Genomic DNA, 26,998 nt, shown 5'->3' with positions numbered 1-26,998 from the left:
GCTTGACGACGGAAAGGTTGGGAGAGCTGTTCGACGCACATCACGAGCGGCTCTACCGCCTGGCCCGAAGGCTCTCCCGCGATTCCGAGGACGCGCGCGATCTCGTGCAGGAGACGTTCCTCCGCGCGGCGCGGAGCCTCTCATCCCTTCCGCGGAGCGCGGAGGGCTGCGAGGCGTGGCTCGTTCGGACGGCGGTGAATCTCTGCCGGGATCTACGCCGGCGTGCGGCCGTCCGAGCGCGGGCGCGGCTCGAGGTGGCGGTCGATGGCGACGGGACGGACCCGGAGTCCGAGAGCGCCATCCGCGTCGCCGTGCAATCGGCGCTCGCGACCCTCGCGCCTCGACGCAGGGCGGTCGTCGTCCTCCACGAGATCGAGGGGCTGGAAGTCCGGGAGGTCGCGAGGCTGCTCAGGATCGCGCCGGTCACGGTGCGATGGCATCTCCACGTGGGCCGAGCCGATCTGCGCCGGATTCTCGGCGAGGGCCTGCTATCCGGAAGGAGGAGGGACGAGCGATGACCCTCGAACGCGGACCCGACGACCCGGAGCTCCGGGCCGTCCTCCGGCGAGGCGATCCCGCCGGCGACGGCCGCGCGCTTCCGCCTCACGACGTGGCGAGGATGCGCCGGACGGTCCTCACGGCCGCGGAGGGGCGGCAGGCGCGGGTCCCCTGGCTCGCGTGGGCCGCCGCCGCCGTCGCGGTCGCGGTGGTCATGCTCGCCGGCCGCGAGATGCTCCGCGGTCCGGCGGACGTCACCGGACACGGGACGGCACCCCCGACCGTCGCGAAGACCCTGGAGGCGCCGCCGGCCGCGTCCCCGGTGAAGCCCCGTGAGGTCCCGGACGTCGTCGCGGTGCGGCCCGCCCGTCCCGCGGCGCGACGGCGGGCGGGCACCGCGGCGCGGCTTCCGTCCGGCGGCGAAGCACAGCGCGCTCCGCTCCTCGTCCAGTTCACGACGCCCAACGGCACGCGGGTCATCTGGAAGCTCGACCCGGAGTTCAAGCTTTGATCCGAGGCCGGCACCGCGCCTCGAGAAGGAGAAAGACCATGTCGCGCGTGGCTCCGCGAATCGCATCGATCCTCCTGCTCTGCCCGCTTCTCGCCGTCGCGGCGGTGGCGGAACAGGAGAACACGCCCAGCTCGCAGGACGTCTCCGCCAACACCGTCGCCCGCATGCACCGGTTCCAGTACCTCGCTCCTCGCGACGCCTGGACCATCGCGCAGAACCAGTGTCAGGTCATGCGAAACGGCCGGAGCTGCCTGGGCTCGATGTACGAGGACAAGCTCTACATCCAGATCCAGGCCGACGAGAAGACCCACGCCGCGATCGCGGCGGCTCTCAAGGAGATGGACGCGCCTCCGCCGACGCAGACCTTTGAGCTCCTGCTCCTCGAGGCGGCGAAGGAAGGGCCGAGCGACGACGTCCTGCCGGAAGGCGCCCGGAAGGCTCTCGAGGGTCTCAAGGGGTTCCTACCCTACCGGAGCTTCCGCCTGATCGACACCGGGTGGTTCCGCACGTCGTCCAGGGCGGAGATCGCGCTCGGCGGCTCGACGGGTTATGCGGCGGAGCTCAGGTTCAGGGGCGACCCGGCGTCCGGCGCCCCGCTCGTCGTCGAGCGGTTCGAGCTGGTGAAGACCACGCTCGCCCCGGAGGGCGCCGAAGGCAAGCCGCAATCCAAGATGATCCTCTCCACGTCGCTCACCGTGAGCGTGGGCGAAACCGTGGTCCTCGGGACCTCGAAGCTCGACGGCGGCGACAAGGCGCTGGTGGTGCTGCTCACCGCGGTGAAGTGAGGGCACGAAGCGGCGTCGTATAGAATCCTCCCATGCGACGCTCGCGTGCCCTGATCCTGATCGGCGCCGCCGTGCTCGTGCTCGCCGGCGCGGCATCGGGGCCCGGGGCTCCGATGCGCCCCGGGAGCCTCGGCGGCGGCGTCACGCTCCTGCCCAACGGATGGAAGATCTCCCCCGCCGGGCGCCATCTCCCGATCGGCGACCTCCCGCTCAACATGCTGGAGTCGCCGGACGGCGATTTCCTGGTCGTGACCAACAACGGCTACACGAAGCCTTCGCTCACGCTGGTGGACTTGAAGCGCGGCTTCGTGCGGCAGAAACTCCCGCTGGACCACGCCTGGCTCGGCCTCGCCTGGCACCCGGACGGGAAGCGGCTCTACTCGTCCTCCGGCGGCCACGACGCGATCCTCGAGATCCTGTACTCGCCGGGAAAGCTAAAGCAGGGAGCGACCTTCGCGATCGGGCGGGACCTCGCGAAGCCGGGAACGGCCTCGAGCCGTCCCGCCGCGGGGGCAGCCAGCTTCCTGGGCGGCGTCGCGGTCTCGCCGGACGGGACACGCGCGTACGCGGTGGACGTGCTGGGCTCGTCCATCGCGCTCCTCAATCTCGAGACGGGGCGCGTGAGCGCCAACGCGAGCCTCCCCGCCGAGCCCTACACGTGCCTGGTGTCCCCCGACGGAGGCACGGTCTACGTGTCGGTCTGGGGAGGGGCGAAGGTGCTCTCGCTCGACGCGACGACCCTCGCCACCCGGGGAGCGTTCCCGGTCGGCGAACATCCGAACGCGATGGTCCTCTCGAAGGACGCCAAGCGTCTCTTCGTCGCGTGCGCGAACACCAACTCGGTCTGGGTCGTCGATCTCGCGGCCGGGAAGGCCGTCGAGCAGATCGCCATCGCGCTTTACCCGGAGGCGCCGCCGGGCTCGACACCGAATGCCCTGGGCCTGTCGCCGGACGGGAGGCGCCTCCTGGTGGCGAACGCCGACAACAACACGGTGGCCGTGGTGGACGTCGGCGCGGCCGGCGGCGCGAGGGTCGAGGGGTTCATCCCCACCGGGTGGTATCCGACCGCCGCGAGCTTCAGCCGCGACGGCTCCAGGATCTTCGTCCTGAGCGGAAAGGGCCTGACGTCCGCGCCGAACCCGCGCTCGGGACATCCGGGCATACCGGGCGCGGACGGACAGTACATCGCCGCCATGCTCCAGGGGACGCTGTCGACCCTGCCCGTGCCCGATGCCGCAGTTCTGAAGAGGATGACGGACACCGTCTACTCCCTGACGCCGTACAGCGACGCGACCCGGCTCGCTCCCGCCGGCGCTCCCGCGGCTTCGCCGGTTCCCGGGAAGGTCGGCGAACCGTCACCGATCAAGCACGTGTTCTACGTCATCCGCGAGAACCGCACGTATGACCAGATCCTCGGCGACCTCGGACTCGGCAATGGCGATCCCACGCTCTGCCTCTTCGGCGATGACGTGACGCCGAACGCGCACGCGCTGGCCCGGGAGTTCGTGACCCTCGACGGCTTCTACGTGGACGCCGAGGTCAGCTACGACGGCCACGCGTTCTCGACGGGCGCCTACGCGACGGACTTCATCGAGAAACTGTGGCCGACGTACTACGGCCGCCGCGGCGGCCGTTTCCTCAGCATGGGCAGCGGCGCGGGCCGGAACCCTTACGGCAACGTCACCGCGCCCCAGAACGGATACATCTGGGACGCCTGCCGGAGGGCGGGGGTCTCCGTCCGGTCGTACGGCGAGTTCACCAAGCGGGGGCCCGATCCCGAAGAGGAGCACGACTCCGGCCAAGGTGAGGTCGTCGCCACGGTGCCCGGCCTCGCCGGCCGGGTCCACCCCGGCTATCCCCCCTACGACCTCACGATCCCCGACGGCAAGCGGGTCGACGTGTGGCTCCGGGAGTTCCGGGAGTTCGAGAAGAACGGCAGGCTCCCCTCGCTGAGCATCCTCCGGCTCGGCAACGACCACACCGCGGGGACCTCCCCGGGATATCCGACGCCGCGAGCGATGGTCGCCGAGAACGACGTCGCGCTGGGCCGCGTGGTCGAGGCGATCTCGAACAGCCGATACTGGAAGGAGTCCGCGATCTTCGTGCTCGAGGACGACGCCCAGGACGGTCCCGACCACGTCGACGCCCATCGGTCTCCCGCGTTCGTCGTCAGCCCCTACTCGCGGCGCGGGGCGGTGGACAGCACCCTCTACACCACGTCGGGCATGCTGCGCACCATGGAGCTCATCCTGGGGCTCCCGCCGATGAGCCAGTACGACGCGGCCGCGGCGCCGATGTACGGTGCGTTCCAGCCGGTCCCGTCGCCGGCGCCGTTCGAAGCCCGGCCGGCACGGATCGATCTCGCGGAGCGGAACGATCTCCGGTCGTGGGGCGCTTCGGCTTCCTCGCGCATGAACCTCGCGGAGGCCGACCTCGCCCCCGAGCAGGAGCTGAACGAGATCCTCTGGAAGTCGGTGAGGGGCGCCGCGTCGCCGATGCCGCCGCCGGTTCGCGCCGCCTTCATCCGGCCGAAGATGGAGCCGGAGGATCCCGACTGACCCGGGCTTCCCCGCGCGTCGTTCCCGCGAAGACGGGAGGGGGGCTTGCCTTGAGCCCGTATCCGCTCGGACTCCTCCGGATCGCGACCCGCCCCTTCGAGTCGCTGGAGCCGTTCCGCGCCCGGCGGTCCCTCGCCCTGGTCGATGACCTGCTCCGCGTGGAGGAAGCGCTCGCCGCTCGCGCCAAGGCGCTCGAGGACGCGCTGTACCGGGCCGCGGGGGAACACGATGCCGCTCCCGACCCCGTGCGGGCCCGCCGCCGCATGGCGGTGCTGGGAGTTCGACGTGACCTCCACAACGGTCGCCGGCCGTGCGACGCGGAGATCGAGGCGGCGCGTCGCGTCCTCCCGCCGGATGTCGTTGCCGATCTCAAGGCGCACGCCGCCGAACTGAGCCGGCGTGACGCTCTCGAGGGCGAGTGCCGCGAGGCCTGGGGCCAGGACCTCCTCCGGGCGCGCTCCGCGGTGGTGGACGCCGTCGCCGACCCCTTGATCGAGGAGGGCGTCTGGCTCGCGAGCCGCTCCCTCCTCGACGGGGTGCGGCGACTCCGCGGGCGCGATCCGGCGGCGTGGGGGCACAAGGAGCGACATCTGGCCGGCAAGGCGGTGGCTTATCTGGCGCGCTTCTGCACGAAGACGAGCCCGAACGGCCTCTTCTGCGCGACGGCCCTCGCGGAGATCGGCGAAGGCCCGCTGACCGTCCTCGGCCGCCCCGACATCGCCGGCGTGGACGTGCTGCTGAACGTCGCGGAGGCCCGCAAGGTCGCGGCATGTCTCGCGATCGATCCCGCGGTCGATCGCGCGATTGAGCCCCGTCCGAACCCGACACTGAGGGAGGTGGAGGGAGGCTTCACGTACTGGAAGCCGGCGTCGATGCGCGATCCCGAGGACGACGAGGTGCGGGCCCGCGTGAAGAGCCAGGACGTCGTGCGGGCGTTCCTCGAGGAGGCGGCGCGAGGCGGACGGAACGTGCCGGGACTGCTCGACGCGGTGGCGCGGCGCTCCGGGCTCGAGCTTCAGGACCTCGAGCCCTTCTACCGCCAGCTCGTCGAGCGCGGCCTCCTCATCGCCGAGGTCGAGCTTCCCTACAACGCACCGCGGCCCCTCAGGGAGCTGGCCGCGGCGTGCCGGAGCCGGGAGTGCGAGCCTCCCTGGCTCCCGGTCGTCGAGGAGATCGAGGAAGCCGTGGATTCCCTCGCGCGTCTCGCCGGACCGGCACGTGCCGGTGCGGCGGAGGGCATCGCGCGGAACATGGAGTCGCTCCCGCACGTCCGGCCGCTCAAGCTCGACGAGCTGCTCCGTCTCGACGCCGCGTCGGCGCTCGACGTCCGGCTGCCGGGCTCGATGATCGAGGAGGTCCGCGCGGGTCTCGCGCCGTACGTCCGGCTGTTCACCGCGATCTACCCGGAGAGGATCTACCGCTCGTCCCTCGCCGCCCGATTCCTCGAGACCTTTCCGGCGGACACCGACGTCAACCTGCTCGAGGTGTACCACGGGATCTTCGAGGCCGAGGACAAGCACCGTCCGGCGGCGTTTCCCGATCCGAGTCGGGTCGCGAAGCGGGCGAGCGGGACCGGGGAGGCCTCGGACGCGCTGCGGCGCGCTCGGGAGTGGTTCGCCGGTCGGGCGCGGGTGACGAGCCCCGGCGGCGAGGTCGAGATCACGGATGGCGATCTCGCCGCTTTGGTCGGGGATTTCCCCGAGCCGCCCTGGTCGTGCGGCGTGCTGTTCCACGTCGCGGCGCGGGACGTCGATCACGTCGCACGCGGCGATTACCGCCTCGTGCTGAGCGCGCTGTTCCAGGGGACCGGACTCGCCCTCGCTCGCTTCGCCCGGCTGCTGGGAGGCGGGAGACCTTCCGGCCGGAACCTCGTGGTGGAGGAGCTGAGGCGCGGCTGGGCCTACCTCGACCGGCCCGGCGCCGTGCTGGCGGAGCTGACGTACAACCACAGCTACCGCACCGCCAACGCGGGCCTCAGGCCGTCGATCTTCAGGCACGAGATCGAGCTACCGGGAGAGAAGGCGTCGGCCGGAGCGGAGGTCATTCCGATGCGCGAGCTGCTCGTGCGCTGGGACGGCGAGAGAGAGCGCTTCGTGCTGCGCTGGCCGCGCACCGGGGACGAGGTGATTCCCGTGATCAACAGCGGCGTCAACCCCGTCGGGGTCATCTCGTTCCTCATCCACGTCGGCCAGCAGGGGCTCCAGCCCCTCGGCTACTTTCCGGGGTTCGACGCCGAGGGCGTCACCCGGTGGCCGCGGTTCGTATCGGGCCGGATGGTCCTCTTCCGCGAGCGCTGGTCGTTTCGCGCCGGCGAGTGGCCCGCGCCGGCCCGAGGCTCCCGCGCGGCCGACGAGGCGGGTTACTTCATGGAGATCTCCCGCTGGCGTCGTCGCCACGGGATCCCCCGGCACGTGTTCGTTCACAGCTCGTCGAACCCCAAGCCCAGGTACCTCGATCTCGAGTCCCCCGTGTTCGTGGAGATCCTGGAGCGCAGGGCGGCCGGCGCGGGACCCGAGGCGCCATCCGACCTCCACGTGACCGAGATGCTGCCGGATCCGGACGGACTCTGGATCGCCGACGAGACCGGCCGCTACGCGACGGAGTTCCTCGTCCATCTTCAGGGCGCCGACCTCGCGTCGCCTTCTCGGGCGCATCGGGACACCGGGAAGGTGTGGTAGGTTCTTGATCGGAGCTCGCTTCGAGATCGCGGGACCGACGGGGGCGAAGGAGGCACCCATGGCCGACCGAGTCAAGAAGATCCGTTACGTCTACGTGACCCTCAAGAACCGCCCGGGACAGGGAGTGAAGATCCTCGGCGAGCTGAAGCAGGCCGGCGTGAATCTGCTCGCCTGCACCGGATTCCCTTCCGCCGCGGGCAAGGCCCAGCTCGACATCGCCATCGAGAATCCGGCCGTCGCCCGCAGGCTCGCCAGGAAGCACGGCTGGCCGCTGAGCCAGGTCAAGACGGCGTTCTTGATCCAGGGCGACGACGAGCCCGGCGCGGTTCACCGCCACGTTCAGAAGCTGGCCGCGGGAAGGATCAACGTGACGGCGGCCGACGCGGTGTCCGCCGGCCAGGGACGCTACGGCATGATCCTCTGGGTCAAGCCCAAGGACTACAAACGCGCCGCGAAGCTGCTCGGCGCCAAGTAGCCCCCCGGCGCCGGACGGGTTGGGCGTCGCCGAGTGCACGATCGAGATCGAGCGGACGACTCCGCCGACCTGGGCCCGGGCTAACGCGTCTGCCTCGAGAACTCCGCGACCGCTCGCGACAGGTCCTCGGCCTCGCGGATGGACGGCGGCGAGGTCAGGCGCTTCTTGAGCGCGGCCAGCTCCCGCTCGATTCGCCCCACGTCGGCCAGCGTGGCCTCGACGTCGCCCGTCGTGTCCACGCCGCCGATCGCCGCGGCCCGGTGGGCCTGGGCGAATTGCGTCCTGGCGCGCTCGAACCGCTGCCGGAGTTCGGAGACCTCCCGGTCCTCGACCGAGACGCCGCCGGAAGGCACCAGCGTGATGCTCCCCGTGGTGGCGTAGTTGTACGCGACGAGCGCCCCGGCCGCGAGGACGACGACGATCAAGAGCCTCTTCAACACCGTGCAACCTCCAGGGAACGCGATGCGCCGCTGCACCGAGCGTCCCGCGACGGATGGCCCGCCTCGACCCTCGTCCGGGCTCCACTACCCAACATGGTCCCTGGAGGACCGCGGTCAAGGGGGAGCCGCGGGGCGGCCGATCGGGCCTTGGCTGGGATCGCCTTGTCGATTCCGGGAATGGCCGTAAGATGGAGCGTCGACTGGGTTCGACGGGAGGGGATCGAAATGAGGAGAATGCTCGCTGCTTGCGTCATCGTCGTCGCCGTCTTCGCCGCGATCGCCGGGTCCTGGGCGCTGCTCGCCGTGTCCTCGACTCCGGCGGAGGCCAAGTGCGGGATCTGCCCGTACTACTGCATCGGGGTGACCTGCGACAACGGAAGGACCTACTGCAACTCGTGCCTTGCCGCCTGCGCAGGGGCCCACAACTGCGTCGTGACCGGCTTCTGATGATCGCGCCGCGGCGCGGGTCCGGCGAGGCGAGCGTCTTTCCATCCTGAGCCTCCCGCGCCGCGGCAGTTGGTTCGTCCTCTCGGCGGCACGCCGCTCGTCCTCCCGCCCAGCCGGCTTCGAGTTCTCACCGCAGCCGGAATTCGTTCATAGCTTTCATGAATTTACCGCCATCCGTGAATTCAGCGGATGATTGATTTGATCCCAGCCGCGCGATGAAGTACAATTAGTTAAACGGGGGGCGGGGAGAGAGAGTAGGGCACGTGCCATCCATCCGGCCCGGGGCGCTCCGGGAGCAGCGAACATGACAGAGACGACTGGCAATACTCGACCGGCCACACCCGAATGGAAGCAGGCCGTGGCGGAGCACCGAAAGCCCGTTCTGCGAAGAAGCCTCGTTCAGCTCGTCGACAGCTTGCTCCCCTACCTGGCCCTCTGGGGCCTGATGATCTGGTCGTTGCACGTCTCCTACTGGATCACGCTGGCGCTCGCGGTCGCCGCCGCCGGCTTCCTGGTCCGGGTCTTCATCATCTTCCACGACTGCGGGCACGGCTCGTTCTTCAAATCGCGCCGTGCGAATCGGTTCATGGAGTTCGTCACCGGGGTGCTGACGTTCACGCCGTACGGCCAATGGCGGCAGAAGCACGCGCTGCACCACGCGACGTCGGGCGACCTCGACCGCCGTGGCCCTGGCGAGATCTGGACCCTGACCGTGCGGGAGTACCTCGAGGCGTCACGCTGGAAGCGCCTGTCCTACCGCCTCGCCCGCAACCCGTTCGTGCTCTTCGTGCTCGCGCCGTCGTGGGTCTTCCTGATCGAGAACAGGCTCCCGTCCCCCTCGGTCGGCCGACGAGAGCACCGGGGCGTGTACTGGACGAACGCGGCGCTCCTCTTGATCGCGGTCCTGATGAGCCTGGGCATCGGCGTCAAGGCCTACCTCCTCATTCAGCTTCCCGTGCTGATCATCGCCGCGACCGCGGGAGTGTGGCTGTTTTACGTGCAGCACCAGTTCGAGGACGTGCAGTGGAAAAGGCGGGAGGATTGGGACTACGTGGAAGCCGCTCTCCACGGCAGCTCGTTCTACAAGCTGCCGAAGGTCCTGCAGTGGTTCAGCGGGAACATCGGGTTCCACCACATCCACCACCTGAGCCCCGCCATCCCCAACTACAACCTGGAGAGATGCCATCGACAGAGCCCGATATTCCAGGAGGTCAAGTCGGTCACGCTGTGGTCCAGCTTCAAGTCGTTCTCGTTCCGACTCTGGGACGAGCGGCGGCAGAAGCTCGTCGGATTCGGACGGCTCAGGGCGATCCGCCGGGAGATGACGCTGCCCGGCCGCGGCCGGTGACGACGCCACGAGCCCGGCTGCCGCGGCCCGCGACATCCCGTCAGGCCCGCTCGCGCTCCTCGCCGAAATGCAGCGGATCCCTCAGGTTCTGCAGCGCCCGGTAGTAGTACAGCTTCGTCGGCCGCCTCGAACCGAACGTCTGCCGCCGGAGGAGCCGCACCTCTTCCTCCGTGACGTCGCCCGAGAGCCGCCGGTCTTCGAGGAATTCCGCCAGGCCCCGCTCCTCCTCGACCGGCTTGCCCTCGACGTAGGTGAACGTGTGCTCGGGCTCCGCGACGAGCTTACGGTCGAGCTTCATGTCGAGCCTGAGGCTGTCCAGGTCCACGTCCCAGGACTCCACTAAGGGCTCGAGGAATCCGACACAGGTCTCGCTCGAGACCTGGGATACGTCCGTGTCCAGGAACTCGAGCACGATGACGCGCATCTCCTCGTGGCTCCGGCCTCCCACGCTCGCGGCCAGTCGAAGCCAGTCCTCGCTGTCCAGCTTCTGTCGGGCGACGCGCTGAACCACCTCGAGGAGCTTCTGGGTGACCAGTCGCTCGAGGGTTCCGAAGGGCCTCGCGTCGAAGACGGCACGAACGTCTTCGCGCTTCTCGGGAACGCACTTTCTGAGGACCAGCTCCCGAAACTCCTGGAAGAGAGGCTCCGGGCCCCGGCTCAGCCTGCGTTTGACCTCCTCTGCACGTTCGATCTCGACGAGTCGTCCCAGCTCTCCGGGCTCGAGACGGAGGAAGCGCTCCATCTTTCCGTAGATGTCGGTGCGATCGCGGCTGGGAGGTGCTTTTCGCCGGGTCAGCAGTTGGGAGATGTAGGAATCCGTTACCTCCACGGCCCTGGCCAGGTCCTTCTGTCCAAGACCCATCTTTGCCAGTCGTGTCTTCACCAGGGACGAAAAATTCACGACGGCTCCTCGTCGATTAACTCATTCTACTCATGTGCCGGTCTTGAATCGAACCCGACATAGCCGATATTGACAAAAACTAGTAAACTCCTTCCCCGTTCCGCCGACGATGGTTCCTGCTGACGGATGACGAGCCGCGAGAAAGGACCGACATCATGAAGCCGCCTCGACCGATCCCACGCGACACCTCCGCGACGGAGGGCCTGCTCTTGGAGCTTTCGACGGCGGTCAAGTCCGGGCGTCTCGTGAGCCTTCTGACGGGCAACCGGCTGACGAAGCACACGGTCGAGGAGCTGGAGAGGCCGGAGAGCGCGGCGAAGCTCCGCGAGATCCTGACCGACCACCTGCTCTCCACGCAGGGTCCCCTCGGCCCCGATCCCGAAAGCCCACCCTGCCGGACGCCTTCCGCGGGCGGCAAGGTGCTCATGTTCAAGGCGAGGGCGCCCCGCAGGCCCTGAGCGCGAGCCGGACGAGGTCCGGCTCCAAGAAGGAGGACGGCATGTTCGGCATGGAGTTGCCCATCGGGCTGTTGATCGCGCTGTTCGTCGTCGTCCTGCTCCTCGTGAACTCCGTCAAGATCCTCCCGGAGTACGAGCGCGGGGTGGTGTTCCGCCTCGGGCGCCTCCGGCCGATGGATTACGGGCCGGGGCTCTTCTTCCTGATCCCGATCGCCGACCGCATGATCCGGGTCTCGCTCCGGACCGTGGTCCACGACGTGCCGCCGCAGGACATCATCACGCGCGACAACGTCTCGGTGAAGGTGAACGCCGTCGTCTACTTCCGCGTGGTGAGCCCGCGGAAGGCGGTGGTGGACGTGGAGAACTACCACTACGCCACGAGCCAGCTCTCCCAGACGACGCTCCGCTCCGTGCTGGGGCAGGCGGATCTGGACGGGCTGCTGTCCGAGCGCGAGAAGCTCAACCTGCAGCTCCAAGTGATCCTGGACAAGCACACCGACCCGTGGGGGATCAAGGTCTCCGCCGTGGAGGTGAAGCACGTCGATCTGCCCGTGGAGATGCAGCGCGCCATGGCCAAGCAGGCCGAGGCCGAGCGGGAGAAGAGAGCGAAGATCATCCACGCCGAGGGGGAATTCCTGGCGGCGACCAACCTCGCGAAGGCGGCGGCGGAGGTCGGCAAGCACCCGATCGCGCTGCAGCTCAGGTATCTCCAGACGCTCACCGAGATCGCCGCGGAGAAGAACTCGACCATCGTCTTCCCGCTGCCGATCGACCTGATCAAGGGGTTCCTCGACCGGTAGCCCGTCTCCTGGGGTCCTCGCCCAGTTGACGGGCGTCAAGGTCCGGGGCCGCTGCCATGAGCCCGATCTTCCTATACTTGACGGGGAAGGGAAGGGCTCGGGCCGAGTCGGCACGCATCCATCTGCCATTCGCCGGTGCGGGCTGACCGCCCTCCTCTTCCGTGATCGGTGGGACGGAGAACGACTTCTGCCGGGGTATCGGGCGTGCTCGCGCGCGTGGATCACCGTCGGCGCATTGAAGTTCGATGAGTTTCGCAAGACTCATCCGGGAGGAACAGACCATGTCCAGTGCGACACTCAAGTGTACCGTTCTCGGGTCGGTGATCCTGGTCGCGGTGTGCGCCATCAACACCCCCCGCGCCAAGGAAGAGAAGGCGCCCGAAATCCCCGTTTGCGACAAGAAGATCGGCACGCTCGCCGTGGCCGAGCCGGAGCACAACTGGTGGCACGAGTACAACCTCGAGTCGCCCGAGGCGCTGATCAAGGTGTTCGTGTCGGAATCCAAGTGCTTCACCCTGCTCGACCGCGGCAAGGGTCTCAAGGCGGCGGAGAAGGAGCGCGCGCTCGCGTCGGGAGGAGAGCTGCGGGGGGGCTCCAACATCGGCAAGGGGCAGATGAAGGCGGCGGATTACGTGCTGGTGCCGGACCTCGTCAGCAAGAACAAGAACGCCGGCGGCAAGAAGCTGGGCGGCATCCTTGGAGGCTTCATGCACGGCGCCGCGGGGGCGGTCGCGGGCGGGATCAACATGAAGAGCAAGACCGCCGACGTCGTGTTGACGCTGACCGACGTGCGCTCGACCGAGCAGGTCGCGCTCCAGGAGGGTCACGCCAAGAAGACCGACCTCGGGTGGGGAGCCGGCGGCGCCGCGTGGATGGGCGGGTTCGCCGCGGCGGGTGCCAGCAGCTACCAGAACACCGAGATCGGTCAGGTGATCACGGCGGCGTACCTCGACGCCTACGTCAAGCTGCTCGACGAGGTCAAGAAGATCTCCCCGGACGCGAAGGCCGACAACGTCAAGCAGTCGGTGACGATGGCGAAGCCCGGCCGCATGTACGCGAAGCCCGACCTTAAGGCCGAGGTCGTGCGCGACCTCGATCCCGGCATGATGCTCTATCCCTCCGGCGAGAAGGAAGGCCTGTGGTGGAAGGTCACCGACGAGCTGGGTAACGAGGGCTGGGTTCCCTCGACCCTGTTCGGCCTGGCCAAGTAACCGGGGCGCCGCCGAGCTCCCGTGGATCGCGGGTCTCAGAGCGACGGGTAGGCCGCGTAGAGGCTGCCCGGCAGGTCGGAGAGGCGGCTCATCCCGGTCGTGGCGAGGACCGTCCCGTCCTCGGTGATCAGCGCTCCCTCGACGCCGGGCGATGCCTCGAGGAGCGCGAGGCCGCCCTCGGGACCGAGGAGGAACGCCGCGGTCGCGAAGCGCCCGGCGGCGTAAGCCGTCGCCGCGACCGCGGTCGCCGACGCGACGCCGCGCGCCGGCCACCCGGTCGTGGCGTCGAGGATGTGGTGGTAGCGGACGCCGTCCTTGACGAAGCAGCGCTCGTAGTCCCCGGACGTCGCGACCCCCGCGTCGCCGAGCGCGCGCACCGCGAACCGGCAGCGGCCGGGAGAGCGCGGGTCCGCGATCCCCACCGACCAGGGGCGGCCGTCGCCGCGCCCCCCCACCGTCGCGACGTCCCCCGCGAAGTTCACGATCGCCGACCGGACCCCCTCGGCGCGGAGGATGCCGGCGGCGCGGTCGACCGCGTACTCCTTTCCGACCCCGCCGAGGTCGATCTCCATCCCCTCGCGCCTGAGGAAGACCGTCCCCTCCCGGATCGAGACCGCGGCGGCATCGACCAGCGGAAGGAGCGCTTCGATCTCGCCCGGCTCCGGGACCCGCCCCGACCTGAAGTCCCACGCGCGGCGCAGCGCCCCGACCGTGGGATCGAATCTGCCGCCGGTGAGGGCGGCGAGATCGACCGCGGCGCGAACAAGACCCTCGGTCTCCCTATCCACCGCGACCGGCGTCCTCCCGGCGTTCCGGTTGATCTCGGACACCACGCTCGAGTCGCGGAACCGGGAGAACTTGATCTCGATCCGGCGGGCCTCGTCCTCGACGGCGCGCGCGATCCCCTCCGCGCGCGTCCGACCGCGGTCGTCCACGAACTGGACGACGGCCCCTCCTCCCATCAAGGGGAAGCGCTTCGAGTAGAGCGCGGGGCCGTCCACGGGCGTCAGTAGCGCCAGGAAAGACCGATCGTGACCGTCGTGGTCGCGAGGTCCGCGGACGAGACCGATCCGGACTCGCCGAGGTCGCCCGAGGAGCCGATCGGCACCACCCGATCGCGACCCCGCTGCGACTGGGTCGTGCCCCCGACGCTCGCCCAGAGCCCTGGGCGCACCTGGTACGACACGGTGAGCCCGCCCAGCACGTTGTCGAACGGCGAAAGCCGGTAGTCCGCGGACATGTAGGTGCGCGGGGCGCTCAGCTTGTCGGTGAAGAACGAGGCGGCGGTCTGGGTGTACAGGCGCACTTGCGGCGACACGATCCAGCGCTCGCCCACGTGCTGGTCGTAGATCGCCTCGATCGTGTGCGCCTTGATCCCCCAGTCGTCGAAGTAGTAACGGTAGGTCATCTTGAGCGCGCCGCGGACGTCGTAGTAGTGGCCGTACTTGGCCACGACGGCGCGGCGCGACCGGGAGTCGGGCCGGTGCTCGGGGAGCGTCGCGTCCCCCACCGGCACGATCTTGTAGGGATCGTCCAGGTACCCGTTGAGCCTCGTCAGCGACATCGAGAGATCGAGGAGATCCCGCTCGCCGACGATCCACGTCCAGCCCGCGGCGTAGGCGTCCGACGACTTGGCGAGGTCGAGGCGGTTCGTCACCGGCATCACGACGTCGTGGGAGAGCGACGCGCCGAAGTGCAGCGTGCCGCGCCCGTGAGCCATCGTCCAGGCGTCGGAGAACCCCGCGGACCGGGAGAGGTAGTCGTTCTCCCTGGAGTACGACAGGTCGATCGAGGGGAGGTTCGCGCCGAACTTGCGCGCGTAGGAGAGCGTCCCGGACCTGCGCGTGTCGTGGTAGGCGACCTGGGGGACGTTGCTCGTGGTGCTCGACCCCCCCGACGCCGAGCTCGTGGTGTCGCTGGTCGGGTAGCCGCCGGTCGGCGAGGCCCCCGAGATCGTGTCGTAGGCGAGCAGCAGGGAGAGCTGGCCTCCGGTGTCGCCGAAGTCCTGGTGGAGGAAGATGTCCGGATTCGAGACCTGCGTGCGTCCGCCCGACTCCTTGTAGAAGAGGTATCGGAAGTCGACGTTCGATTGCGCGTGGGCGTTCCGCGCCGCCAGGGCGCCGAGGCCCGCCGCGACCCAGGGAAGACTACGGAGGAAGGCCGGGCGCGAGGCTCGCCGCGAGACTTCAGTTGCAGCCACAGCCACCTCCCGCGGCGCCGCCGTCCCCTACCGCCCCCTCCTTGCTGGCGTACACGTGATCGTGCTGGACGCGGGTCAGGGCGTCGCCGTCGAGGCTCATGATCGGGTCGGCAAGGTACCCGCGCTGCCACGCGCGGAGTCCCCCCTTCGCATCGAGGCTCTTCGACACGAGGACGTCGGTGTCCGGGGGGAGCGTTCCGCCGTCGAGAAGCGTCCTCACCGCCGCCTCGAGCTTACGGTGCGCGCGCGCGTTCCCCCCTTCGAACCGGGCCACCACGCGCCCGTCCCTGTCCAGGAGGAGCGTCGTGGGCATCGCGACCACGCCGAACGCCTCGCCGGCGTGCTCGGTCGGGTCGCTGCCGACGGGGAAGTGCGCGGGAACGGTGTCGAGGTACGCCCGCACCGCCTCCACGTCCGATTCCAGCGTGAGCCCGACGACCTCGAGTCCCTTGTCCGCGTATCGGGACCTGAGGCCGTCGAGGAACGGGAAGCTCTTCCGGCAGGGTGCGCACCACGGCGCCCAGAAGTCGAGCACCACGATCTTGCCCTTGAAGGAAGAGAGGGAGAACGGCCGCGCGTACGCATCGTAGAGCGTCACGTCCGACGGGGCTGGGCCATCCGGCGCGGCGAGCGAGAGGGTGCAAACGAGGATGCCGAAGAGCGTCCCCGCGAAGCGAATCGTGGCCGCACGGTTTTTCATAGGATAATGCTAATGCTCTTTGTCCGTTTCGCAAGCCACCACGCCGCCCGGAGCCGGAGCGATGCGGGCATCTCGCAGCAGGCGACCCGCCAGGGACGCCCGCCGAGACCCGACCCGCGCCCTCAGTCCGCGCGGCCCTCGAGCTCCCCCCAGCGCTCGTAGGCCGCGGCGAGGCGGCTCTCGAGCGCCTCGAGGCGCTTCCGCTCTCCCGCGATCCGCTCCCCCGATTGCCGGTAGAACTCCGGCCGCGACATGGCCTGATGGAGCGCGCCGATCTCCCCCTCGAGCGCCTCGATCTCCGCGGGAAGCCCGTCGAGCGCCTTCCGCTCGGACGGCTTGAGGCGCCGCTTCCCGTCGGGGCCCGGCGGCGCGGTCGGCCGGACGCGCCCTCCGGAGCGCCTCGGCCGCTCCGGCTCCTCCGGCTTCGGCCTCTGGAGCAGCCAGTCGGTGTACCCGCCCACGTACTCCCGGACGCCGTCCTCTTCGAAGACGATCGTGCTCGTGACGACGTTGTCGAGGAACGCCCGGTCGTGGCTCACCAGGAGGACCGTCCCCTCGAACTCGACCAGCCGCTCCTCGAGAAGCTCGAGCGTCTCGGTGTCCAGGTCGTTCGTCGGCTCGTCGAGGACGATCACGTTGACCGCCCTCGCGAAGAGCTTCGCCAGCATCACGCGGTTGCGCTCGCCGCCGGAGAGGAGCCGCACGGGGGTGCGCGCGCGCTCGGGGCTGAACAGGAAATCCCGCAGGTAGCCGACGATGTGGCGGGAGGTCCCGCCCACCTGCACCGACTCGCGACCTTCGCCGACGTTCTCCTGGACCGTGGCGTCGTCCCGGAGCTGCCGGCGGAGCTGGTCGAAGTAGCCGATCTCGAGGTTCGACCCCAGACGCACGGTGCCCGCCCGGGGCGGGAGCTGCCCGAGGATCAGCCGGAGGAGCGTCGTCTTGCCCGCCCCGTTCGGGCCGATGATGCCCACCTTGTCCCCACGCAGGATCGTCGTCGAGAAATCGCGGACGATCGTCCGGTCGCCGTGGGCGAACGACACGCCTTCGAGCTCCGCCACCAGCTTGCCGCTTCGCTGCCCTTCCTGGATGCGGATCTTCACCTTGCCGTCGGTCGACCGTCGCTCGCCTCTCTCGCGCCGCATCTCCTCGAGGGCCCGGACCCGGCCCTCGTTGCGCGTCCGCCTCGCCCTGACCCCCCGGCGGATCCAGGCTTCTTCCTCGGCGAGCTTCTTGTCGAAGAGCGCGTCGTGCCGCTCCTCGTCGGCGATCGCCGCCTCCTTTCGCGCGAGGAAGGTGTCGTAGTCGCACGACCAGTCGTAGAGGCGTCCCCGGTCGATCTCGAGGATCCGCTTCGCCAGCTTGCGCAGGAACGTCCGGTCGTGGGTCACGAAGACGAGCGTCGCGGACCAGCGCGCCACCAGGAACCGTTCCAGCCAGGTGATCGCATCGACGTCGAGGTGGTTCGTCGGCTCGTCGAGCAGCAGGAGGTCCGGCGCCGACACGAGCGCCTGCGCGAGCAGGACGCGCCGCTTCATCCCGGAAGACAGAAGCTCGAACGAGGCCCCGCCCGGGAGGTCCATGCGGGAGAGCACCTGCTCGACGGGATTACGGGACTCCATGGACGGCCGGCCGTCCTCGCGCTCCCCCGGGGCCGTCCAGCTGCGGACGACGCGCTCGGCGCCGCTCACGTCCGCGACCGGAGCGAGACCCTGCGCGACGACGTCGAACACGCTCCCCCGGAGGTGCTCCGGGACCTCCTGGGGCAGCAGGGAGACCCGGATTCCCGGCGCCGCGCTTTCGGATTCAAGCAGGCGGCAATACGGGCGATACGTTCGTCGAATCCGTTTCCTCCTCTGCCCGAAGAGTTTTCAAAACAGACGCTGGAGTTCAGCGTGGACTTGATGGCGGAACAATGATGATTCCGAAATACGAAACCCTGAACTCTAAACAATATCGAAATTCAAATGTCCCTGACCGCGGATGACAGTTGACTGTTACTCCTTTGACATTTGATTTTGGATTTATTTAGGGTTTAGATAGTGGGATTTAATTCTGGTATGCGGAAACGTATAGTATCAATCATAGTCATCACCGTGATGTTCATGTCCGCCGGTGTGGCACACTCCCAGTACTATCTCGGCGTCGTACAGGGTGAGGCCAAGAAGATACCCATCACCGTGCTCGATGTTTATAATGAGACGGGAAACGCGAAGCTGCCGGCACTGGCCTTTGAGGTACTGCAGGCGGACCTGCGCCGCTCCGGGATATTCGAAGTCATGGATGCGAAGAAGCTCGACCTTGCCTATGTGGAGAAGAGCGAGCCGACTGAAGCGGTGATCAAGCGTGCCGGGACCTTCGGCGTTACCGGTGTGGTCTGGGTGTCCCTCCAGCGTAAAGGCGGCGAACTCATGCTGGCCGGAAAGCTTTATGACGCGGCCTCGGCCATGAAAATGACGAGTAAGAACTATATCGGTAACGAGGATACCTTCAGAAGGATGATCCATTCTTTTGCCGACGAGATCGTGTCCCGCTATACCGGCGAGAAGGGCATTGCGCGGACTCGCATCGCTTACGTCTCGGACAAGAGCGGACGCAAGGAACTTTACAGCATGGACTATGACGGCGCGAACCCCATGAAGCTCACCGCCGACCGTTCCATCTGCCTCTCCCCGGCCTGGAGGCCTGATGGCAAGGTGCTTGTCTATGTGTCCTATCGCGACCGGAACCCAGACCTCTACGGTCTGGACATGGAGACCGGCAAGCGCTGGAAGGTATCCGGAAGCGAAGGTCTGAACATCTCGCCGGCGTGGTCGCCGGACGGAAAACGCCTGGCCCTTGCGCTGAGCAAAGATGGCAGCGCCGAGATCTACACCATGGGCATCTCGGGGACCGACCCGGAGCGGCTCACCTACGGCGCTTACGACAATGTTTCGCCGGCCTGGGCACCGAACGGCAGGGAGATCGTCTTCAACTCGGGCCGGGCAGGTACGCCGCAGCTCTATATCATGAACGCCGACGGTACGGACGTTCGGCGTATCACGTTCGAGGGCGCGTACAACGCCTCCCCGAACTGGTCGCCGCGAGGGGACAAGATCGTATTCGTTTCCCAGGTGCGGGGGTTGTTCAAGATCGCGACCGTGAACCCCGACGGATCGGGCTTTCGGCTGCTTACGGAAGGGCCGGGGAACGACGAAAACCCATCGTGGTCGCCGAACGGCAGGCAGATCGTGTTCAGCTCGAACCGTGAAGGCAGGTTCGGCATCTACATCATGAACGCCGACGGCACGGACATCGAGCGTATCACGCCGAAGGACGCGAGTTACACCTCGCCTGCCTGGTCGCCCTGAAAGACTCGCGCACGCAAAGGATCTTGTCCAGCGCCAAGGCAGGACACTCTTTGGTCGGGGCAGGAACGGAACGCTGAAACGTATGTTCAGCCCGGCCGTTTTCTCCGGGCCGCCGTACGCTTTTTTACTCTCAAGAACGCGGGCAAGAAAGGAGAACTATCTTATGGGAACGCAGCAACCGGTAATTATTCTGCTGGTCGAGGACGATCCTGGCCACGCGCTGCTCATCGAAAAGAACCTCCGCCGGGCCGGCATTTCCAATGAGATTGCCGTGCTCGACACCGGTCAGAAGGCCGTTGACTATCTTTTTAAAGAGGGGGCCTACAAGGAAGCCCCGCATGCGCTCCCCCCGCTCATCCTCCTCGATCTCAACCTTCCCATACTCGACGGCTACCAGGTGCTCAAACGCATCAAGAACGACGAGCGGACCAGGAAGATCCCCGTCATCGTGCTCACGACCACCGATAATCCCCAAGAGGTTTCCCGGTGTTACGAGCTCGGATGCAACGTCTATATCACCAAACCGGTAGAATACGACCAGTTCAGCGATGCGATCAGGACGCTCGGGCTGTTCCTCTCGATCGTCAAGGTGCCTGAAAAGGAATAAGCGGCCAAGCGGGCCTGTTTGCGCTCTCAACAACTTCCGTGAACGACGAGGGGACGCAATGAATGGTGGAAGGATTTTTCTGGCGCTCTTCCTGGGTCTCAGCCTGACGACAACCGTTTCCGCGGCCCCGGCGAAGGGACCGGCAAAGAAGAGAATATTGCTGGTGAGCAGCTATCACCCGGAACACCTGTGGTCGCAGGAAACCACTGAGGGTTTTTGCGCCGCCCTTCTGAAATACGGCTATTTCGACAACAGGGACCAGGTCGCCGAGTACAGGGCGAACGACTACGTCGAAACGTCCCGGGCCGTGATAAAACAACTGTGGATGGATTCGAAACGCAAAACCACGAAGGCCGAGCTGACGAAAACCACCCTCACGGTGGCCGTGAGCGCGAGGGAATTCAGGCCCGATATCATCTTTCTCGGCGATGACGAAGCGGGTAATTATATCGGCAACCAGTTCCTTGACACCGCGATCCCCGTCGTCTTCTGGGGGTTCAGCAACAGCCCGGTCAAATACGGGCTCGTGGACACCGCTGAACGGCCGGGCCACAATGTTACGGGAGTATATCAGTCGGGTTATTACCGTGAAAGTCTTCAGTTCCTGAAAAAACTCGCACCGAACATGACGACGTTCGCGATTTTAACGGATGATTCGCCGTCGGGACGGGCGCATCAAAAGGGCATCGAATTCCTTTCCCGGCAGGGCGTCTTGCCCGTGAAACTCATTGAGACTGTCGCCACGAATGACTTCGGGCGCTGGAAGAGCGGAGCGCTCAAATTACAAAAAAAGGTCGGGGCTTTTTTTGTGGCCGAGTATTCTTCGCTGAAGGACGAACAGGGCAACACTGTATCGAACAGTGATGTGGCCCGGTGGTACCGTGAGAACATAAGAATACCCGAAGCGACGCTCGGTATTTTCGTGAAGCAGGGGTTGTTATGCGCTGTCGACGATTCGGGGTATAGCCAGGCGTTCGAAGCTGTCTCGATAGGTCGTGATATCCTGGAAAAAGGGGCCAGCCCGTCGACGTATCCGACGCGGACCCCGAAGCACGGCGCCCTGATGGTCAATGTCCAGAGGGCCAGGGCGCTCGGTATAGAGCTCACGGAAAAGATGGGGATTGAGGAATACGTCGATGGCGACACCCCTGACCCCAACAGAACTATCCGGAACCTGGATGAAAAAACGACACTTAAGAATAATAATGTCGACAGGGACGAGCACAGATAGAACCTATGAAAAACCACGACGCTTCATGGTCCGATCGGGGTAACGCGGCGTCGAAAATGTTATTCATTATTTCTTTTCATCTTTTCAAAAATTGAATCAGTCACGTTCCTGAAGGGCATCGCGGATGGCACGAGATAGCACGGGACTTTCCATATTTCCCAGGCTCCTGATCGCCTTTGTCGGCGTGGTCATCATCATGAGCAGCATACTGACGGCGGTTTTCTACGTCTTCAGCAGGAAGTCCGTCGAGAAACGGACGGAGGAGTATGTCCGGCAGCAGTTCCAGACGATCAGTTACAACTTCGGGTCGGAGCTCAGGAACGCGCTCGTAAAAGACCTGCAGTTATTGGCCTCCAATCCGCTGCTCGATGAGTTCCTCATGTCGTCGGAAGCGGAGCGGGAAGTTACCGCCCGGGCCGTGGAGCGGTCCTTCCTCGAGTCGTTGAAGGCCAGCAGGAGCTACCAGAGCATCACCTTTGTCGATGCCGCCGGGAGGGAAGCGGTGAAGGTCGACTGGTCGGGCCGCGTCCGGAAGCTCCGCTTTGTCGGGGACCAGCCGCTCTTCGCGCGTCTCCGGGCGGCGGGAAGTCCAGGAAGTATCGACATGGAAGGCCCCTTTACCGATCAATACGGGAACATTCTGTTTTCGACCGGCATCTATAAGACCGATCAGGATATCGGGAAGTTCGGCGGCGCCGTAATCATCGATTACAATCTCGAGGAGTTCTTCAACTACGCGGGCAGGATCAAGATCTTCGGCAAAAATCCGATCTGGCTCTTTGCTCCCGGCGGCACGGTCCTGAAACGGCAGGCGGACGACCAGTCCGGCTTCGATCCCCGAGGATACTTTGCCAAAGGGTTCCAGAGAGACCCTCTCCTCACCATGGTAGACGACGGCATGCTCGTATACCAGGATCTCTCCATCATCCCGGACAGGCCGCTCCTCAGGCTAGCCATCAGCATTCCCTCCTCCCTCCTGCTGCGGGACATGCGGTCGGTTCTGCAATTTTTCTTCCTGGTGTTTGCGGCTTCCATCGTCCTCATTTCGGTCATCGCCTATTACCTGGCCCGGTATCTGTCCGGACCGATCATCGAACTTGCGGCCGCGGCTTCGCGCATTGCCCGGGGCGAGCGTTCAGCACAGGTACGGGTGAAAGCCACCGGCGAGGTGCAGATGCTCGTCGACAGCTTCAACCGGATGGCCGAGGACCTCGAAAAGACCACCGTTTCCCGGGACTACGTCGACAACATCATCAACAACATGGTGGACACGTTGATCGTGGCGTCTCCCGACGGCAGGATCATACGGCTGAATGCCGCCGTCTGCGTGCTGCTGGGGTATGACGAGGAGGAACTCGTCGGCCGGCCGCTTGACCTCGTCATCGACCATGTTCCGGGGACCGGGGAAAACCTGGTCGACGAGCTTGTGAAAGAGACGATCTATTCCGGAGAGAGGTTCTATCGCGTAAAGGGCGGCGGCAGGGTGCCCGTGCTGTTCTCCTCGTCGGTCATGTACGATGCTCAGCGGAAGGCGGCGGGCATCGTCTGTGTGGCCCAGGACATTACGGAGCGCAAGCGGGCCGAAGCGCAACTGAAGGGCTATTCCGAAGAACTGGCCGAGATCAACGAGGAACTCAAGACATTTGCCTATATCGTCTCCCACGACCTCCGGGCGCCGCTTGTCAACATCAAGGGCTTTTCGGACGAACTCTTGTACAGCATCGAGGAGATCAAGCCGGTCCTCGAAAAGCACCTTGCCGATATCGAGGAAGGGCAGCGGCAGAAATACAACCTGATCCTCGAAAAAGACATTCCGGAGGCGCTGAAGTTTATCGGGTCCTCGGTCCGCCGGATGGACAATCTGATCAACGCCATTCTGAAACTTTCGCGCGCCGGGCTGCGCAAACTTAACCCGGAGCCCCTGCAGACGGAGGAGTTCGTGCAGACGATCCTCCATACCCTTGCCCATCAGATCGACACGCGCCGCATCACGGTTACGCTTGGCCGGCTGCCCGATCTTGTCGCCGACCGTACCGCCATTGAACAGATTTTTGGCAACCTGCTGGATAACGCGGTCAAATATCTAGACCCGGCCCGGCCCGGACGGATCACAATCAGCGCCGATTGCGGCAGCGACGAAATCGTATTCCGCATCCAGGACAACGGCCGGGGCATGTCCAAAGAGGACATCCCCAAGGCGTTTGAAATCTTCCGTCGCGTCGGAAAACAGGATGCCCCGGGCGAAGGCATGGGCCTTGCCTACGTGAAGACCCTACTCCGCCTCCTCGGCGGGCGCATCTGGTGCGAGTCCGAGCCCGGCGTAGGGACGACCTTCAGCTTTTCGCTTCCCCTGTCCGCCGGACAACCCAGCGAGCGGCTGCCCCAGGGAGGAAAGCAATGAACGTCCGTGAAAAACAGGCTGCCGTTCTCCTGGTCGAAGATGATCCCGGGCATGCGCTCCTCATCCAAAAGAACCTTCGCCGCGCGGGGCTGGCCTCTTCTATCGTCGTACTCGACGACGGGAGGAAAGCGGCGGATTACCTTCTCAAAGTTGGGGACTATGCGCTGAGCGGGCACCTGTTGCCGCCCTTTGTCCTCCTCGACCTCGACCTGCCTGTCCTCAACGGCCTTCAGGTGTTGAAGCTCATGAAAAGCGACGAACGGACGAAGCGGATCCCGGTGATTGTGCTTACCTCCACGGACAATCCCCGGGAGATAGCGCAGTGCTACGAGCTCGGCTGTAATCTGTACGTGGCCAAGCCGGTTGAATACGATCGGTTCTCAGAGACCATTCAGAGGCTCGGCACGTTCCTCTCGATCGTCAAGTCGCCGGAAAAGGAGTAAGGTCCATGGCAGATATCAGGATTACCCGCATTTTGTACATGGAGGACAGCCCGGGCTTTCCGCCCTTCTGCAAAAAAACCTTCAGCGGCGCGGGTTCCTCGTGGACACCGCTGCCCGCATGGGAGGCGACGAATTCGTCGGAATCTGCGGAACGATCGTCACCTCCGAAGACGCTGTCGTAGTCGCCAGAAAGATCCTGGGCGCACTGACCGCCCCTTTCTGCATCAAAGGCCGTGACTGCACAATCGGCGCCAGCATTGGTATCAGTCTCTACCCGGCAGACGGCAGCGACGCGGAGAAGCTCCTCAATAAAACCGACCGTGCCATGTATCGCGTCAAGCAATGCGGCAGCGGTGGCCTCGCGCTCTGCAACGACCTCAAGAATGCCGGGCCCAATTGATAGTCTCATCCTCCCCACCCGTCTTTTGTATTATCCTTCTCCTCCCTCGCCTCTTTTCGTCAATGCTGCAGTAACATGATATACTAATAACAGATCCTTCATAACGAATGCCATAACGATTGCGGCACCATGATGATTTATATCTTCAATGTCCCGACACAGAGCCATTGCATGGCCGCAGATCCTCGGAGGTGAACCATGAAGGTCCTTATGATCAGCGCAGATAATTTTGAAGACAGTGAATTGCTCGTCCCCTATTACCGTCTGAAAGAGGAGGGGATCGAAGTGGATGTCGCGTCCTTGAAAAAGGGTGTTATCAAAGGAAAACACGGCTATGAGGTCGAGGTGGACAAGATCCTCGCCGAGGTAAATCCCGACAATTACGCTCTTCTTCTGCTCCCGGGCGGGAAGGCGCCGGAAACAGTGCGCAAGGAACAGAAGGCCTTGGACATCGCCCATGCGTTCTTTGCCGGAAGCAAGCCCGTGGCCGCTATCTGCCACGGCCCCCAGACGTTGATCTCCGCGGGGCTCTTGAAAGGCAGGCGCGCAACATGCTACCGGACCGTGGCGCAGGAAATGAAGGATGCGGGGGTGCTCTACGAAGACAGTGAAGTCGTTGTAGACGGGAACCTCGTGACGTCGCGCCGGCCGTCGGACCTGCCGGCGTTCATGCGCGAGACCATGAAAATGCTGAGACAGGCGCAGGAGGGGAAGAAGCGGCCTGCGAGTTCGAAGGCAGCGTAGATCGGGTGGATGAATATGCCCCATTTCGGGCTGATGGACGAAGAAGCTCTTGGCCCTGTGAGGGGTCCTCTGCAGCGCGCGCGGCTCCACATCCGGGGAGGCAAACGCCGTCTCCGGCAGGGCAAGATCTCGGCAGGGATCGTGACGCTGTATGACGCTCTGGAAGGGGCAATGCGGTCGTATATAGCGGAGCCGGGGCGCCTTGCAAAGCTTGCTATCGAAAAAGGAGAGGACCTGAACAACGATAAAACATTGTATGCGGCTCTCGTCCGCGCGGGTGTCATAGATGGCAAGCTGGATTTTGAAGCATTCGACCGGTTGCTGGAGCGCGCTCTGAACGAAGAGATGACGGCCTATGATTACCGGGAACTGCTGACCGGCATCGAGGCGGTGATGACCCAACTCGGCGTGATGCCGTTTGACGAGACCCTTCTCCCACCCGAAGACCCGAAGACGTTTTGAAGAAAACCGACGATCATAGCCACAGAGACACGGAGAAATAAATTACTTCCGATCATGACTCCGTGGTGAGTTTACTATTATGAACCGCCTCTCTAATGAACAATCCGCTTACCTCAGACATGCCGCAAACCAGAAGATAGACTGGCGCCCCTGGTCCGATGAGGCCTTCGAACTCGCACGGCGCGAGGACAAGCCGGTTTTTCTCAGTACCGGCGCAGTGTGGTGCCACTGGTGCCACGTGATGGCCAAGGAGTCCTTCGAAGACGACGAGACAGCCGGGATCATGAACGAGCTCTTCGTTAATATCAAGCTCGACCGCGACGAGCGGCCAGACATCGACCGGCGGTATCAGCAGGCCGTTGCTGCCATGGGCGGGGGGAGCGGATGGCCGCTCTCTGTTTTTTTGACACCCGACAAGGAACCCTTCTACGGCGGCACCTATTTCCCACTCGACGACCGGCAGGGCAGGCCGGGATTCAAAAACGTGCTTAAATCGGTAAGCACGTTTTACAAGACAAAAAAAGGAGATGCGCGGATGTACGCGAGTCGCGTCAGGGAGGCGCTCAAGCCGGAGCCGCTTTCCGCGGGTGTCCTCAGTGAATCGCTGTTGCATGAAGCTGAAAAAAAGATGCTGGCCTCCTTTGATGCACAAAACGGCGGGTTCGGCAGCTCACCCAAGTTCCCTATGCCCGGCGCGCTGGAGTTTCTCATCCTCCGGTCCGCGGCGAGCGGGGATCCGTCGGTCGGCAGGGCAGCACGCAAGACGCTGGAGGCCATGGCGCGGGGCGGTTTTCACGACCAGCTCGGGGGCGGATTCCACCGGTATTCGACGGACGAGGCGTGGGGCGTTCCGCACTTCGAGAAAATGGCCGACGACAACGCCGGGCTTCTCAATAACTACGTTGACGGATACATGATCTTCGGAGACGAACAGTTCCGGGATATTGCGCTGGATATTCTTACGTTCATAAGAAAGGTATTGTCCGATCCAGGCGGCGGCTTCTACGCGAGCCAGGACGCGGACGTCACACCCGATGACGAGGGGGGCTACTTCACGTGGACGGATGATGATCTCAAAAAGGTCCTCGATGCCGAGGAGTACAACGCTCTTCCCCGGCTCCTGCTTCACGATCGGGCGGCCATGCCGCATGATCCGTTGAAAAAAGTCCTTTTTCAAGGGCTGTCTCTGGACGAAGTCGCCGCTGCTCTCGGCAAGCCTGTTGATGAGGTCCGACGCGTCATAACGAGAGGGAAGCAGAAACTCCTTTCGGAGCGCCAGAGACGGGTAGCTCCGTTCATCGATAAAACGCTTTATACTTCCCTGAACGGCATGCTCATTTCATCCTGTCT

The 26,998-nt window shown here is 65.3% G+C and carries 26 protein-coding genes; 20 read left to right on the top strand and 6 right to left on the bottom strand.

From position 1 onward, the window contains the following. Positions 1-2: 2 nt before the first annotated feature. From LAO51_04900 to LAO51_04875, 6 genes are read left to right on the top strand one after another with little or no spacing between them, the layout of a single operon-like run. Entirely contained in the window at positions 3-518 is a 516-nt protein-coding gene (locus LAO51_04900) for an RNA polymerase sigma factor (protein ID MBZ5638081.1), read from the top strand. Continuing rightward, positions 515-1,009 (top strand): hypothetical protein, encoded by a 495-nt coding sequence (locus LAO51_04895; protein ID MBZ5638080.1) that lies wholly within the window; start codon positions 515-517, stop codon positions 1,007-1,009. The genes LAO51_04900 and LAO51_04895 overlap by 4 nt, the downstream gene beginning before the upstream one ends. A 38-nt stretch (positions 1,010-1,047) precedes the next feature. Continuing rightward, positions 1,048-1,794, top strand: coding sequence for a hypothetical protein (locus tag LAO51_04890; GenBank protein MBZ5638079.1), 747 nt, complete (start codon positions 1,048-1,050; stop codon positions 1,792-1,794). Between the two features lie 32 nt (positions 1,795-1,826). Continuing rightward, positions 1,827-4,352, top strand: coding sequence for a bifunctional YncE family protein/alkaline phosphatase family protein (locus tag LAO51_04885; protein ID MBZ5638078.1), 2,526 nt, complete (start codon positions 1,827-1,829; stop codon positions 4,350-4,352). A 50-nt stretch (positions 4,353-4,402) separates the two neighbouring features. Beyond that, complete coding sequence (locus LAO51_04880) at positions 4,403-7,030, top strand: lantibiotic dehydratase family protein (GenBank protein ID MBZ5638077.1); 2,628 nt, start codon at positions 4,403-4,405, stop codon at positions 7,028-7,030. Positions 7,031-7,088: 58 nt separating this feature from the next. Beyond that, positions 7,089-7,505 (top strand): hypothetical protein, encoded by a 417-nt coding sequence (locus LAO51_04875; protein MBZ5638076.1) that lies wholly within the window; start codon positions 7,089-7,091, stop codon positions 7,503-7,505. Between the two features lie 80 nt (positions 7,506-7,585). On the opposite strand, the gene LAO51_04870 is transcribed toward LAO51_04875, so the two are convergent. Next, on the bottom strand, positions 7,586-7,942 hold the full coding sequence (locus LAO51_04870; protein MBZ5638075.1) for a hypothetical protein: 357 nt from the start codon (positions 7,940-7,942) through the stop codon (positions 7,586-7,588). A 228-nt stretch (positions 7,943-8,170) separates the two neighbouring features. On the opposite strand from LAO51_04870, the gene LAO51_04865 reads away from it, so the two are divergent. Beyond that, entirely contained in the window at positions 8,171-8,392 is a 222-nt protein-coding gene (locus tag LAO51_04865) for a hypothetical protein (GenBank protein MBZ5638074.1), read from the top strand. Between the two features lie 304 nt (positions 8,393-8,696). Further along, the gene (locus tag LAO51_04860; protein MBZ5638073.1) at positions 8,697-9,740 is read left to right on the top strand and encodes a fatty acid desaturase; all 1,044 of its coding nucleotides are present in this window, start codon (positions 8,697-8,699) and stop codon (positions 9,738-9,740) included. 40 nt (positions 9,741-9,780) lie between these two features. Here LAO51_04860 and LAO51_04855 read toward each other — a convergent pair whose 3' ends face one another. Continuing rightward, a complete protein-coding gene (locus LAO51_04855; protein MBZ5638072.1) occupies positions 9,781-10,641 on the bottom strand; it encodes a helix-turn-helix transcriptional regulator in 861 nt (286 codons plus the stop codon). A 155-nt stretch (positions 10,642-10,796) separates the two neighbouring features. Between LAO51_04855 and LAO51_04850 the strand changes: the two genes are divergently transcribed. The 3 genes from LAO51_04850 to LAO51_04840 all read left to right on the top strand — a co-directional run bounded on the left by LAO51_04850 (position 10,797) and on the right by LAO51_04840 (position 13,110). Continuing rightward, the gene (locus tag LAO51_04850; protein ID MBZ5638071.1) at positions 10,797-11,099 is read left to right on the top strand and encodes a hypothetical protein; all 303 of its coding nucleotides are present in this window, start codon (positions 10,797-10,799) and stop codon (positions 11,097-11,099) included. A 41-nt stretch (positions 11,100-11,140) separates the two neighbouring features. Next, positions 11,141-11,899, top strand: coding sequence for a slipin family protein (locus LAO51_04845; GenBank protein ID MBZ5638070.1), 759 nt, complete (start codon positions 11,141-11,143; stop codon positions 11,897-11,899). A 281-nt stretch (positions 11,900-12,180) separates the two neighbouring features. After that, on the top strand, positions 12,181-13,110 hold the full coding sequence (locus LAO51_04840; protein MBZ5638069.1) for an SH3 domain-containing protein: 930 nt from the start codon (positions 12,181-12,183) through the stop codon (positions 13,108-13,110). 35 nt (positions 13,111-13,145) lie between these two features. Here LAO51_04840 and LAO51_04835 read toward each other — a convergent pair whose 3' ends face one another. The 4 genes from LAO51_04835 to LAO51_04820 form a co-directional block, all read right to left on the bottom strand. Then, a complete protein-coding gene (locus tag LAO51_04835; GenBank protein ID MBZ5638068.1) occupies positions 13,146-14,111 on the bottom strand; it encodes an FAD:protein FMN transferase in 966 nt (321 codons plus the stop codon). Between the two features lie 5 nt (positions 14,112-14,116). Further along, positions 14,117-15,310: a DUF3570 domain-containing protein gene (locus LAO51_04830; GenBank protein ID MBZ5638067.1), complete on the bottom strand. Its 1,194-nt coding sequence runs from the start codon at positions 15,308-15,310 to the stop codon at positions 14,117-14,119. Continuing rightward, positions 15,297-16,010, bottom strand: coding sequence for a redoxin family protein (locus LAO51_04825; GenBank protein MBZ5638066.1), 714 nt, complete (start codon positions 16,008-16,010; stop codon positions 15,297-15,299). The genes LAO51_04830 and LAO51_04825 overlap by 14 nt, the downstream gene beginning before the upstream one ends. Before the next feature lie 122 nt (positions 16,011-16,132). Continuing rightward, a complete protein-coding gene (locus LAO51_04820) occupies positions 16,133-17,854 on the bottom strand; it encodes an ATP-binding cassette domain-containing protein (protein ID MBZ5638065.1) in 1,722 nt (573 codons plus the stop codon). A 252-nt stretch (positions 17,855-18,106) separates the two neighbouring features. Here LAO51_04820 and tolB point away from each other — a divergent pair, with 252 nt between their 5' ends. The 9 genes from tolB to LAO51_04775 all read left to right on the top strand — a co-directional run. Then, the gene (gene tolB, locus LAO51_04815; protein MBZ5638064.1) at positions 18,107-19,360 is read left to right on the top strand and encodes a Tol-Pal system beta propeller repeat protein TolB; all 1,254 of its coding nucleotides are present in this window, start codon (positions 18,107-18,109) and stop codon (positions 19,358-19,360) included. 163 nt (positions 19,361-19,523) lie between these two features. Then, on the top strand, positions 19,524-19,967 hold the full coding sequence (locus tag LAO51_04810; protein ID MBZ5638063.1) for a response regulator: 444 nt from the start codon (positions 19,524-19,526) through the stop codon (positions 19,965-19,967). Between the two features lie 58 nt (positions 19,968-20,025). Then, positions 20,026-21,198 carry a hypothetical protein gene (locus LAO51_04805; GenBank protein ID MBZ5638062.1) on the top strand — a complete coding sequence of 391 codons (1,173 nt, stop codon included), beginning with the start codon at positions 20,026-20,028 and terminating at the stop codon, positions 21,196-21,198. A gap of 124 nt (positions 21,199-21,322) precedes the next feature. Further along, positions 21,323-23,599: a PAS domain S-box protein gene (locus LAO51_04800; GenBank protein ID MBZ5638061.1), complete on the top strand. Its 2,277-nt coding sequence runs from the start codon at positions 21,323-21,325 to the stop codon at positions 23,597-23,599. Further along, positions 23,596-24,042 (top strand): response regulator, encoded by a 447-nt coding sequence (locus tag LAO51_04795; GenBank protein ID MBZ5638060.1) that lies wholly within the window; start codon positions 23,596-23,598, stop codon positions 24,040-24,042. Before LAO51_04800 ends, LAO51_04795 begins: the two co-directional genes overlap by 4 nt. A 100-nt stretch (positions 24,043-24,142) precedes the next feature. Then, positions 24,143-24,442 carry a GGDEF domain-containing protein gene (locus LAO51_04790; GenBank protein ID MBZ5638059.1) on the top strand — a complete coding sequence of 100 codons (300 nt, stop codon included), beginning with the start codon at positions 24,143-24,145 and terminating at the stop codon, positions 24,440-24,442. 198 nt (positions 24,443-24,640) lie between these two features. Continuing rightward, positions 24,641-25,186, top strand: a complete 546-nt coding sequence (locus LAO51_04785) for a type 1 glutamine amidotransferase (protein ID MBZ5638058.1) — start codon at positions 24,641-24,643, stop codon at positions 25,184-25,186. Between the two features lie 9 nt (positions 25,187-25,195). After that, positions 25,196-25,648 carry a hypothetical protein gene (locus LAO51_04780; protein ID MBZ5638057.1) on the top strand — a complete coding sequence of 151 codons (453 nt, stop codon included), beginning with the start codon at positions 25,196-25,198 and terminating at the stop codon, positions 25,646-25,648. 79 nt (positions 25,649-25,727) lie between these two features. Continuing rightward, on the top strand, positions 25,728-26,998 hold a 1,271-nt coding region (locus LAO51_04775; protein MBZ5638056.1), incomplete at its 3' end, for a thioredoxin domain-containing protein.

The organism is Terriglobia bacterium, from assembly GCA_020073205.1.
Classification (GTDB): Bacteria; Acidobacteriota; Polarisedimenticolia; order Polarisedimenticolales; family JAIQFR01; genus JAIQFR01.
The sequence above is the reverse complement of the archived record's forward strand: the minus strand, read 5'-3'. Positions and strand labels throughout refer to the sequence as shown.